Below are 11,741 nucleotides of genomic sequence, written 5' to 3' on the forward strand. Positions count from 1 at the left end.
TTGAGCCCCCACCCCGCCCCTTCCCTGGACCCTCCGGGGGATGGGGTCGGGTGCGGCTCGGTGGGTCATGCTGGGGCGCTGCCCCCTGGCCCCGCTGGATGCGTGGTCGAGTTCGGCTGCGGACCGTGGCTGGTTGCTCGCGCAGTTCCCCGCGCCCCTGGCAGCGCTGGCCTTGGCAGGGTGCATCCCCAGCCCGCCGGGAGAAGCCGATGACGGGCATCAGCCCACTCCTAGCCTGTCCGGCGTTTGAGGACGAGCGCCGTTCAGGCGCGAACGGGGTTCGGGGGCGGAGCCCCCGAAAAGGGGTGCAGGGGACGAAGTCCCCGCAGGGGGTCTGGGGCGCAGCCCCAGGGCTCAACCTCTCCAACCCCTTGCACGGGCGGGCGGGCAGTCCCCCCGGGGTCTGGGGCGCAGCCCCAGGGGGCTTCGGTGCGCACCCCGAACCCCTAAGCGGGAGGCGGCGCCGTGCTCTCCCTCGGCTGGAGCCGGGGCAACGGGTCCTGGACCTGCCGGGCCGGGCCGCCGTCCAGCAGGGCCAGGAGTTCGCCCGCCGCCCGGTGCCCGAACTCGTCCGCCTTCCGTACCAGCGCGGTGAGTAGGGGATGCAGCGTGTGGCAGATCACCGAGTCCTCCCAGGACACCACCGACACGTCCCGCGGGATGAGCAGCCCCCGCTCGGCCGCGACGCTGACCGCAGCCACCGCCATCACCTCGTTGTCGCAGATGAGCGCGGTGGGTGCGGCGGGGGACGAGAACAACCGGCGCGCCGCCTTCGCCCCCTGGCGGTCCGTGAAGTCCGTCGTCACCGACACTGCCTGCTCCAGGCCGAGCCGCCGCCCCGCCGCCCGCAGCGAAGCGATCCTGCGAGCGGTGTGGGCGAAGCCCGGCGTACCCGCGATGTGACCGATGCGGCGGTGGCCCAGCGCGTACAGGTGGCGGACGATCAGGTCCATGGCCCCGGAATCGTCGGCCCAGATGTTGGAAAGCCGTGCCTGGCGCGGGAGTCGGGGCGCACCTGGGTTCCCCGGCGCCTCCATGCCGCCGATGACCACGGCTGGCAGGCCGAGTACCGCGAGGGTCTCGGGGCGGGGGTCCGACACCCGGGGGTCGACCACGATCACCCCGTCGACCCGCCGCTGCGCCCACCAGCGCCGGTACAGCTCGCACTCCGCCTGGACGTCGTCGACCATCTGGAACACGAGCGCCTGGTCGCGCGGCGCGAGGCTCGCCTGGATGCCCGAGACGAGCTGGAGGAAGAACGACTCCCCGCCCAGGCTGTCCGCCGGGCGGGCCAGGACCAACCCGATCGCGCCCGCGTTCTCCCCGGAGAGCGCACGCGCCGCCGAGCTCGGCCGCCAGCCGAGCCGGTCCGCGACCCGTATGACCCGACGGCGGGTCGAATCGGAAACCCCGGGCCGGTTGTTGAGCGCGAAGGAAACCGCGCTGGTGGAGACGCCGGCCTCTCTGGCCACGTCTTTCATGGTCGGACGGCGGGGCGGCGGCGCATCGCTTTCGATCTCGCTCATGAGGTGATGGTAACGCGGTTTAGCTGGCTGCAACTAAACCGTCTTAGTTGGTCCAGAATATTCGGGACTTTAGTCCTTTTTAGCCTTGCCGACCTGCGCGTTTAGTAAAACAGCCTACTTATTCGGTATTGACGTCCAATTAATTCACGCTGCATGGTGTGCGGCAACGTCATCGGGACGAGGCGAAGGAGTCAGCCACTCATGTCCATTCATCGCAGTGTCGCGATCCGGACGGCCGTCGGGCTCGGCGCGGCCCTCTCGCTCACCGTGCTCACCGCGTGCGGGGGCGGCGGGAGCGGTACGGGTTCGTCCACCGACGGGAAGGTCGAGGGCGAGATCAAGTTCCAGACGTGGAACCTCCGCGCCAACTTCAAGGACTACTTCGAAGGCGTCATCAAGGACTTCGAGAAGGCGAATCCCGGCGCCAAGGTGAAGTGGGTCGACCAGCCCGCCGACAACTACGCCGACAAGCTGAGCGCCGACGCCACCGCCGGCACCCTCCCCGATGTCGTCAACCTCTCCCCGGACCTCGCCTATCCGCTCGCCAAGGCGGGCACCCTGCTCAACCTGGACAAGGACAAGGTCGCCGCCAAGTTCAAGCCCGAGTACCTGGACGGCGCCTGGCAGGGCTTCGACATGCCGGGGCTCGACGGCTCGTACGCCTTCCCCTGGTACCTGAACACCGGCCCGCTCTTCTACAACAAGTCCATGTTCAAGGATGCCGGCCTCGACCCGGACAAGGCGCCTAAGACCTTCGATGAACTCTTCGCGGACGCCGCCCAGTTGGCGAAGAAGGGCAAGGCCACCCTCGCGCAGCCGCCGACCGTCGAGGACTTCGGGCGGTACGGCGTCGACATCATGAGCAAGGACGGGACGAAGTTCACCTTCAACGACGCCAAGGGCGTCGAATTCCTGACGAAATATCAGGAGATGTTCAAGGAGGGTGGGCTCCACAAGCAGGCTCTCACGCTCACCGCCGAGACCGCCGGGCAGAAGTTCCTTCAGCAGGAGGTCGCCATGAACCCGGGCAGCGCCCATGATCTGGAGACCTTCAAGAAGAACGCCCCGTCGCTCTACGACAGCCTCGGCATCACCGACGTACCCACCAACACCGGCAAGCAGAACATGTACTTGCAGGGTCTCTCGGTCAACTCGCAGAGCAAGAACGCCGCGACCGCCCTCGCCTTCGCGCACTTCGTCACCGACCAGAAGAACCAGGAGGACTTCGGCCACAAGGTCGCCGTCTTCCCCAGCACCAAGGGCTCCCTCGACAAGGAGTACTGGACCAAGGCCGACGGCACGGAGGAGGGCAAGATCCGGGTCGCCTCGGCCAAGATGCTGCCGACCGCCGTCAACTACACGCCGGTGCTGTTCAGCGACGAGATGAAGACGATCCTGCGCAACGAGATCGCCAAGTGCCTCCAGGGCAAGGAGTCCCCGAAGGAGGCCCTGGACAGCGCGGCGAACCAGATGACCAAGCTGATCCAGCAGAAGTGACCCGGGGGAACGAGAAATGAGCCACTCCTCGGTCCTGACGATGAGCACCCCCACCCCGACCCGGCGGTCAAAGCGATGAGCACCTCGGCCACCACCGTCGCCGCGAAGGGGGCCGCGGGCCGTCCGCGCGCCGCCGCCCCCGGCCGGCGCGCGGGCCGCACCACGGCCCGTACGCACAAGGCCTTCAGTCCCTGGCTCTTCCTGGCGCCCGGCCTCCTGATCACCCTCGCCTTCAACCTCTACCCGTTCCTCGCCACGGTGTGGAAGTCGTTCACCGACGCCCGCACCCTGACCACAGGCAGCTTCGTCGGCTTCGACAACTTCACCGCGCTCGTCCACGACGACCAGTTCTGGGTCGCCCTGCGCAACAGCGCGCTGTACGTGGTCCTGGTCGTGCCGTGCCTGGTCTTCCTGCCGCTGCTCCTCGCACTCCTGGTGCAGCGGCACGTCCCCGGCATCGCCTTCTTCCGGTCCGCGTACTACACGCCCGTCGTCGCGTCGGTCGTGGTGGTCGCCCTGATGTGGGTCTGGATGCTGGACGACCGCGGTTTCATCAACGGCGTCCTGCACATGGTGGGCGTCGACCCGGTGCCGTTCCTCTCCAACGAGTGGCTGCTGCTGTTCAGTTCGATGGCCCTGACCGTGTGGAAGGGCCTCGGCTACTACATGATCATTTACTTGGCCGCGCTCGCGAACGTACCCAAGGCACTCCACGAGGCCGCCGAGGTCGACGGGGCCGGGCCGATCCGCCGGTTCCTCTCCATCACCATGCCGTCCGTGCGCTCCACGATGGTCCTGGTCGGCGCGCTCTCCTCGGTCTCCGCCTTCAAGGTCTTCACCGAGGTCTTCATGATCGCGGGGCCGACCGGCGGACCCGGCGGCGCCGACACCACCCTCGTCATGCTCATCCAGCGGGCCGGCACCGGGCTCCAGGGCCGCACCGGCTACGCCTCCGCCATGTCGATCGTGCTCTTCCTGCTGACCCTGGTCCTCATGCTCCTCGTGCTGCGGGCCGACCGGAAGGACAAGGACTGATGGCCGACCGGAAGGACAATCACTGATGGCCGCCGTCGCCCACGCCCGTACGCCCGCCGATCCCCGCACCCCCGCCCGGCCGAGCCGCGGACGCGTGCCGCGCTGGCGCAAGATCCTGCGGTACGTGGCCCTCGTGCTCGTGCTGCTGATCATGATCGGGCCGTTCCTGTGGCAGCTGTCCACCTCGCTCAAGGGCACCACCGAGGACATCTACACCTCGCCGCCCCGGCTGCTGCCCGAGCACCCCACCTTCGCCAACTACCGGGGCGTCGCGGACATCATCCCGGTCTGGGACTTCATCCTGAACTCCGTGAAGGTCGCGCTCAGCAACGTCCTGACGAACGTGGCCGGCGCCGCGATGGCCGGGTACGCGCTCTCCCGGCTCCGCTTCAAGGGCCGCGGCGCCGCCGGAACCGTCTTCGTGCTCGCGCTCCTCGTGCCGATGGAAGCGATCATGCTGGCCCAGTTCGCGACCATGCGCTCGCTCGAACTCAACAACACCCTGGTCGCCGTGGTGCTGCCCGGCTGCATCGGCGCGATGAACGTGCTGCTCATGCGGAACGCCTTCGACAACATCCCGTACGAGATCGAAGAGGCGGCCATCGTTGACGGCGCCAACGTGTGGCAGCGCTTCACCCGCATCGCGCTGCCCGCCGTGAAGGGCACGCTCGCGGTCGTCGCGATCTTCTCCTTCATGGGTGCCTGGGACGACTTCCTGTGGCCGCTGATCGTGCTCTCCGACTCCGACCACTTCACGCTGACCGTCGGCCTGAACTTCCTGCAGGGCACGTTCTCCAACAACCAGCGCGTTGTCGCGGCCGGCACGATCATCGCCGTCGCCCCGCTGATCGTGATGTTCGCCTGCCTCCAGCGGTTCTTCTTCCGCGGGGTCGGCGAGGGCGCGGTCAAGGGATAGCGCTTCGCCGGACCACCAACTCCCTTTTCGCAGAACTACCTTGGAGCTCACCCCATGGCAGCCCCGCGCTTCGGCGTCAACTACACGCCCAGCCAAGGCTGGTTCCACCACTGGCTCGACTACGACCCGGACGCGGTGCGGGCCGACCTCGACTCCATCGCCGCGCTCGGCCTCGACCACGTACGGGTCTTCCCGCTCTGGCCCTACTTCCAGCCCAACCGCACCCTGATCAGGCCCCGGGCCGTCGAGCACCTCGTCGACCTCGCCGACGCGGCCGCCGAGCGCGGCCTGGACGTCAACGTCGACGGACTGCAAGGGCACCTGTCGAGCTTCGACTTCCTGCCCGCCTGGACCCGCACCTGGCACCGCCGCAACCTGTTCACCGACCCCGAGGTCGCCGACGGGCAGGCCGCCTACCTGCGCACCTTGGCCGCGGCGCTTGCCGACCGGCCCAACTTCATCGGTATGACGCTGGGCAACGAGGTCAACCAGTTCTCCGCCGGGCCCCACCCCGACCCCGACCGGGCCACCGAGGCCGAGGTCGACAGCTGGCTGGAGCGGATGCTGGCGGCCTGCGAGGAGGGCGCGCCCGGAAGGCTGCATCTGCACGCCGAGTACGACGCGTGCTGGTACCAGGACGACATGCCGTTCACCCCGGCGCAGGCGGCCCGGCGCGGCGCGCTGACCGCCGTGCACTCCTGGGTCTTCAACGGCACCGCGCAACAGCACGGACGCCTCTCGACGGCGACCGAGCACCACGCCGCCTACCTCGTCGAACTCTCCAAGGCGTGGGCGGACGACCCGCACCGCCCGGTCTGGCTCCAGGAGGTCGGCGCCCCGGCCCCGCTGGTGCCGCCCGTGCACGCCGCCGCCTTCACCGAGGCCACGGTCGAGAACGCCCTGGACTGCCCCGACCTGTGGGGCATCACCTGGTGGTGCTCCCACGACGTCTCGCGCGACCTCGCCGACTTTCCCGAACTCGAATACGGGCTCGGCCTGTTGACCAACGACCGGCACCCCAAGGACACCGCCCAGGTCCTCGCCCGGACCGCCGCCGAGTTCCGTGACGGCGTACGCGGCTACGCCCCCGCACCCCGCACGACCGCGCTCGTGGTCCCCGACGACCCGGCCGCCCGCTCCGTGTGCGCCCCCGGCGGCGCCGTCTTCGAGGCGTTCTTCCGGCTCACCGCCGATGGCGCCCGCCCCACCACCGTCCTCGCGACCCGGGCCGAGGACAAGGCGCACCTCGCCGCCCGCGGCATCACCGAAGTCGTCACCCCCGACCAGGTCCGGTAACGCTCCCGCCAGGAGGCACCCCGTGCACCACCACCCCACCAGACGCGCCGTGGTCCTCGCCGGCGCGGCAGCCGCCCTCACCCCGACACTGCCCGCCATCGCCTCAACTACCGCCACGAATGAGGCTCTTCAGCCGTACGCCTCCTACTGGTACCCGGACTCGCTGCCGGCGGGCAGCCCCGGCGAAGGCATCACCTGGCGCAGCCTGAAGTCCTGGCGGAAGGCCACCGACGCCGACCTGGCGTTCAACGCGGCGACCGTGCCGCTCGCCCGGCGCTTCACGCCCACCCCGGCGAATCCGACAGCCCGCGCCGGGCAGGCCCGTATCCAGTCCCTGGTCTCCTTCGGCCCGACCGCTTCCAACCCCTCGCAGGGCGCGCCCACCGCCGACTACTACGCGCTCACGCACTGGGCGTACATCGACGAGCTGGTCTTCTGGGGCGGCTCGTCGGGCGAGGGCCTGATCCTCGCGCCGAACGCGCCGGTCGTGGACGCCGCCCACCGGCACGGCGTACGCGTCCTGGGCAACGTCTTCCTGCCTCCGGCGGCGTACGGCGGGCAGCTCCAATGGACCCGCGACCTGGTCCAGAAGGACGCCTCGGACCGCTACCCGCTGGCCGCCCAGCTCGTCGCGGTGGCCGTCGCGTACGGCTTCGACGGCTGGTTCATCAACGCGGAGACCGACGGCGGCAACACCGCGCTCGCCACCGACATGCTCGGCTTCGTGAAGGAGCTCAAGGTACTCGGCGCGGCCAGGGGGCAGCGCGTCACCTGGTACGACTCGATGACCGCGAACGGCTCGGTGAGCTGGCAGGGCGCGCTGAACAGCCAGAACCAGGCGTTCTTCCAGGCCGCCGACACCATGTTCCTCGACTTCCGCTGGACGGCGGCAACCCTGGCGTCGTCCGGAAGGAAGGCCGAGCAACTGAGCCGCAGTCGCCATGAGTTGTGGGCCGGCGTGGACGTGGAGTCCAACGGCTGGGACACGCCGGTGGACTGGGACGCGATCATCCCCGCGACCAAGCCGCACGTGGCGTCGTACGGCTTCTACCGCCCGGAGTGGACCCTGGGCCACCTCCCCGGGAGCCGCACCCCCGCCGATTTCCACGCGGCGGACGACCGCTTCTGGACGGGGCCGTCCCTCGACCCGTCGCGCCCCGACGCGGGGTCCGCCTGGCGCGCCCCCGCCGTGGCGGTGGCCGACCGCTCGACGGTGAGCGCACTGCCCTTCGCCACCACGTTCAACACGGGCCATGGGCTGCGCTGGTACGAGGCGGGCAAGGTGACGTCGCCTGTCGAGTGGAACCACCTGGGCCTCCAGGACCGGCTGCCGTCCCGGCGCTGGGTCACCCGCACATCCGGCCAACACCCCACCGTCGCCTTCGACTTCACGGACGCGTGGCGGGGCGGCAGCAGCGTGCTGGTTTCGGGAAGGCCGGGCGCGCCGGTCACCCTGGACCTGTACGCGACGTGCCTGCCGCTGTCGAAGCGCACGGTCGTGGAACTCACCCACCGAGCCGACGCGGACGTCACGGTCGAGCTGGCCGTGGCGACCGACGAACCGACGAAACCCGGCGCCCCTCAGTCGTACCGCTACATACCGGCCGGCACGCTGAAGGCGGGTGGGTGGACGACGGCCCGCCTACGGCTGGCCGGCCTGTCCGGCACGGCGAGGGCGATGGGCGTACGGCTCACGGCGCCGGGTGCGCTGACCTACCGGATCGGCGCGCTCGCCGTGCACGATGGTCCACAAGTGCCGGGATCGCCGAGGGAGTTGAAGACCGTGGCGGGCTCGGACGGGATGCGCTTCAGCTGGCTCGGCGCGCCCGGATCCGTACGCCACTACGAACTGCACCGGATCCTCCCCGACGGCACCCGGCGCTTCCTCGGCGGCACGTGCCAGCGCGCGTACTACGTGCCGGGCCTGGCACCCGAGCAGGGCGAGAAGTCAGCGCGCTTCGAGGTGCGGGCGGTGGGCGAGCTGTACGCCGCGTCCGGCCCGGCCTCGGCCGCCCACACCTGGTAGACCCACCCGTCCCCCTCCACCCCGAAACGGAGCACCCCTCATGCATGACGACCGCGGCCTGGTCGAAGCCCGCCTCAAGCGCGTTCTGGACGAGCGCATCCGCCCCGCCGTGTACCCGGCGTCGGTGCCACTGGAGGTCGCCGTCTGGAACGCGCCCGGAGAGCCGGTACCGGTGGAGGAAGGCCTTGCCGCGCCGGTGACGTCGGTCGCGGTCGGCGACATGTGGGGCCCGCCCTGGGGGACCAGCTGGTTCCGGGTGACCGGGACCGTGCCCGAGGAGTGGGCGGGGAAGTCGGTGGAGGCGATCCTGGACCTCGGCTTCGACGAGAACATGCCGGGCTTCCAGTGCGAGGGCCTGGTCTACCGCCCCGACGGCACCCCGGTGAAGGGCCTCAACCCGCGCAACCAGTGGGTACGGATCGGAGCCCCGGTGGACGGCGGCGAAGAGGTGCGCCTGCACATCGAGGCGGCCTCCAACCCGGTGCTGCTCGACTACCACCCCTTCCTGCCGACCCGGCTGGGCGACATCGAGACGGCGCACCGGGACCCGCTGTACAAGCTGACCCGCATGGACCTCGCCGTCTTCGACGAGACGGTGTGGGGCCTGGTCATCGATCTGGAGGTGCTCGGCGAGCTGATGGCGGAGCTCCCCGTCGAGTCGGGGCGGCGCTGGGACATCCTGCGCGCGGTGGACCGAGCCCTTGACGCGCTCGACCTACAGGACGTGAACGGCACGGCGGGCGCGGCCCGTTCGGAGTTGACCGGGGTCTTGTCCTCTCCCGCCGAACCGTCGGCGCACCGGATCAGCGCGGTGGGCCACGCGCACATCGACTCGGCGTGGCTGTGGCCGTTGCGCGAGACGGTACGGAAGGTGGCGCGCACGACGTCGAACATGACGGCCCTGCTCGACGACGAGCCCGAGTTCATCTTCTCGATGTCGCAGGCGCAGCAGTGGGCGTGGATCAAGGAGCACCGCCCGGAGGTGTGGGCGAAGGTGGTCAAGGCGGTGGCGGACGGCCGGTTCGTCCCGGCGGGCGGCATGTGGGTGGAGGCGGACACGAACATGCCGGGCTCGGAGGCGATGGCCCGGCAGTTCGTGCACGGAAAGCGTTTCTTCATCGACGAGTTCGGGGTCGAGAACGACGAGGCGTGGCTGCCGGACACGTTCGGGTTCGCGGCCGGGCTGCCGCAGATCATCAAGGCAGCGGGCTCGAAGTGGCTCCTCACCCAGAAGATCTCCTGGTCCCAGACCAACAAGTTCCCGCACCACACCTTCCAGTGGGAGGGCATCGACGGCACCCGGATCTTCACGCACTTCCCGCCCGTCGACACGTACAACTGCGCCATGAAGGGCAGCGAAATCGCCCACGCGGCCAAGAACTTCAAGGACAAGGGAGTCGCCCGCCACTCGCTCGCGCCGACGGGCTGGGGCGACGGGGGCGGCGGCACGACCCGCGAAATGATCGCGAAGGCGGCGCGGCTGCGGAACCTGGAGGGCAGTGCGCAGGTGGTCTGGGAGACCCCGGCGGAGTTCTTCACGAAGGCGGCGGCCGAGTACGCGAACCCGCCCGTGTGGGTGGGCGAGCTGTACCTGGAGCTGCACCGGGCGACCCTGACGAGCCAGGCGAAGACGAAGCAGGGCAATCGCCGGAGCGAGCATCTGCTGCGGGAGGCGGAGCTGTGGTCGGCGACGGCGGCGGTGAGGACGCCCGAGTTCGTCTACCCCTACGCGGACTTGGACCGCATCTGGAAGACGGTGCTGCTGCACCAGTTCCACGACATCCTGCCGGGTTCGTCGATCGCGTGGGTGCACCGGGAGGCGGAGAAGACGTACGCCGCGGTCGCCGAGGAGTTGACCGCGATCATCGAGAAGGCCCAGCGGGCGTTGGCTGGGGAGGGCGCGGAGGCTCTGGTCTTCAACGCGGCTCCGCATGCGCGGCGTGGGGTGGCGGCGGGCGGGGCCGCGGCACCGGTGGGTGACGCGCGACCGGAACGGTCGGCTCGGCCGGGCGGCGGCTTCGTCCTCTCCAACGGACTGCTGCGGGTGGAGGTGGATGAGCGGGGCCTGGTGGTGTCGGCGTACGACCTGCTCGCCGGCCGGGAGACGATCGCACCGGACCACCCCGCCAACCTCCTCCAACTCCACCCCGACTTCCCCAACATGTGGGACGCGTGGGACGTGGACGCGTTCTACCGCAACACGGTGACGGATCTGGTCGAGGCGCAGGAGGTGGCGCCGGGGGAGGGGGACGCGTCGGTGCGGGTGGTGAGGTCGTTCGGGTCGTCGAAGGTGACCCAGACCCTGACCCTGGCGCCGGGCTCCTCCCGCCTGGACATCCTCACCGAGGTGGACTGGCACGAGACGGAGAAGTTCCTGAAGCTGGCGTTCCCGCTGGACGTGCACGCGGAGCGGTACGCGTCGGAGACCCAGTTCGGCCACTTCTACCGGGCGACGCACACGAACACGAGCTGGGAGGCGGCGAAGTTCGAGGCGTGCAACCACCGCTTCGTACACCTTGAGGAGCCGGGCTGGGGCGTGGCTCTGGTGACGGATTCGACGTACGGCCACGACGTGACGCGTACGGTCCGGGCGCAGGACGCGGGCACGACGACGACCCTGCGGGTCTCGCTGCTGCGGGCCCCCCGCTTCCCCGACCCGGAAACCGACCAGGGCTTGCACCGCTTCCGTCACGCGCTGGTGCCGGGCGCCACGATCGGGGACGCGGTGCGGGAGGGATACGTCGTGAACCTCCCCGAGCGGACGGTCCCGGGCGCAGGCCCGGTCGAGCCGCTGGTGGTGGTCGACAGCGACGCGGTAGTGGTGACCGCGGTGAAGCTGGCGGACGACGGGAGCGGGGACGTGGTGGTCCGCTTCCACGAGGCGTGCGGGGGGCGGGCTCGGGCGAGGCTGACGCTGGGCTTCTCCACCCAGGAGGTGGTGGTGACGGACCTTCTCGAACGCCCACTGGCGGAGCCGGAGTTGACCGAAGGGCTGGTGGAGGTGACCCTGCGGCCGTTCGAACTGCGGACGCTGCGGTTCAAGCGGTCGTAGCCCGACGGGCCTGGGCTTTTGGCCGGGTCGCCTCCGGCTGTGGGCGCATGCCCACGGCCGGAGGCCGCCGCCACCCGTGACTAGACGTGGCTGATCGGCTCGGCGAGCAGGTCGTCGACGAGCACCAGTCGGGTCTCCGGGAAACGTTCCGCGACCGCGTCACTCATCATCGCGGCCCCCTCCGGATCGGGCATCGCGCACCGTTCGCGGCTCTCCGCATCGGGCCATCGCGCGTACGCCACCCACGTCCCGTCGTCCGCTCGGTGCAGCCGTGATCCATAGCTTCCGCACTGTGCGTGGATCGCTGCGGTCACCCGGTGCCAGCCGTCGATGAACTGTTGCTCCTTGCCCGGCTCGATGCTCCATCGATAGATCACTGCGAACATCTCCGGG

At 70.0% G+C, this 11,741-nt stretch carries 8 protein-coding genes; 6 read left to right on the top strand and 2 right to left on the bottom strand.

Features of this window, described 5'->3' with window-relative positions; translation table 11 throughout:
- Positions 1–446 precede the first annotated feature (446 nt).
- Positions 447–1,517 carry a LacI family DNA-binding transcriptional regulator gene (locus ADK54_RS15300; protein ID WP_420717313.1) on the bottom strand — a complete coding sequence of 357 codons (1,071 nt, stop codon included), beginning with the start codon at positions 1,515–1,517 and terminating at the stop codon, positions 447–449.
- A 210-nt stretch (positions 1,518–1,727) separates the two neighbouring features.
- Here ADK54_RS15300 and ADK54_RS15305 point away from each other — a divergent pair, with 210 nt between their 5' ends.
- The 6 genes from ADK54_RS15305 (at position 1,728) to ADK54_RS15330 (ending at position 11,348) form a co-directional block, all read left to right on the top strand.
- On the top strand, positions 1,728–3,023 hold the full coding sequence (locus tag ADK54_RS15305) for an ABC transporter substrate-binding protein (protein ID WP_053726180.1): 1,296 nt from the start codon (positions 1,728–1,730) through the stop codon (positions 3,021–3,023).
- A gap of 75 nt (positions 3,024–3,098) precedes the next feature.
- A complete protein-coding gene (locus tag ADK54_RS15310) occupies positions 3,099–4,058 on the top strand; it encodes a carbohydrate ABC transporter permease (protein ID WP_053726181.1) in 960 nt (319 codons plus the stop codon).
- A 25-nt stretch (positions 4,059–4,083) separates the two neighbouring features.
- Positions 4,084–4,974: a carbohydrate ABC transporter permease gene (locus ADK54_RS15315; RefSeq protein WP_053726182.1), complete on the top strand. Its 891-nt coding sequence runs from the start codon at positions 4,084–4,086 to the stop codon at positions 4,972–4,974.
- Positions 4,975–5,028: 54 nt separating this feature from the next.
- Positions 5,029–6,270: a glycoside hydrolase 5 family protein gene (locus ADK54_RS15320; protein WP_053726183.1), complete on the top strand. Its 1,242-nt coding sequence runs from the start codon at positions 5,029–5,031 to the stop codon at positions 6,268–6,270.
- A gap of 22 nt (positions 6,271–6,292) precedes the next feature.
- The gene (locus tag ADK54_RS15325) at positions 6,293–8,296 is read left to right on the top strand and encodes an endo-beta-N-acetylglucosaminidase (protein WP_053726184.1); all 2,004 of its coding nucleotides are present in this window, start codon (positions 6,293–6,295) and stop codon (positions 8,294–8,296) included.
- A gap of 40 nt (positions 8,297–8,336) precedes the next feature.
- A complete protein-coding gene (locus ADK54_RS15330; protein WP_053726185.1) occupies positions 8,337–11,348 on the top strand; it encodes an alpha-mannosidase in 3,012 nt (1,003 codons plus the stop codon).
- A gap of 80 nt (positions 11,349–11,428) precedes the next feature.
- Here ADK54_RS15330 and ADK54_RS15335 read toward each other — a convergent pair whose 3' ends face one another.
- Positions 11,429–11,734 (bottom strand): antibiotic biosynthesis monooxygenase family protein, encoded by a 306-nt coding sequence (locus ADK54_RS15335; protein ID WP_053726186.1) that lies wholly within the window; start codon positions 11,732–11,734, stop codon positions 11,429–11,431.
- Positions 11,735–11,741: the final 7 nt, after the last annotated feature.

The sequence above is a fragment of the Streptomyces sp. WM6378 genome (assembly GCF_001279695.1).
In the GTDB taxonomy this organism is placed as follows: domain Bacteria; phylum Actinomycetota; class Actinomycetes; order Streptomycetales; family Streptomycetaceae; genus Streptomyces.

Coding starts and splice junctions, on each gene's coding strand:
- ADK54_RS15320 (WP_053726183.1), top strand. CDS start 5,029: ATGGCAGCCCCGCGCTTCGGCGTCAACTACACGCCCAGCCAAGGCTGG.
- ADK54_RS15310 (WP_053726181.1), top strand. CDS start 3,099: ATGAGCACCTCGGCCACCACCGTCGCCGCGAAGGGGGCCGCGGGCCGT.
- ADK54_RS15335 (WP_053726186.1), bottom strand. CDS start 11,734: ATGTTCGCAGTGATCTATCGATGGAGCATCGAGCCGGGCAAGGAGCAA.
- ADK54_RS15305 (WP_053726180.1), top strand. CDS start 1,728: ATGTCCATTCATCGCAGTGTCGCGATCCGGACGGCCGTCGGGCTCGGC.
- ADK54_RS15330 (WP_053726185.1), top strand. CDS start 8,337: ATGCATGACGACCGCGGCCTGGTCGAAGCCCGCCTCAAGCGCGTTCTG.
- ADK54_RS15315 (WP_053726182.1), top strand. CDS start 4,084: ATGGCCGCCGTCGCCCACGCCCGTACGCCCGCCGATCCCCGCACCCCC.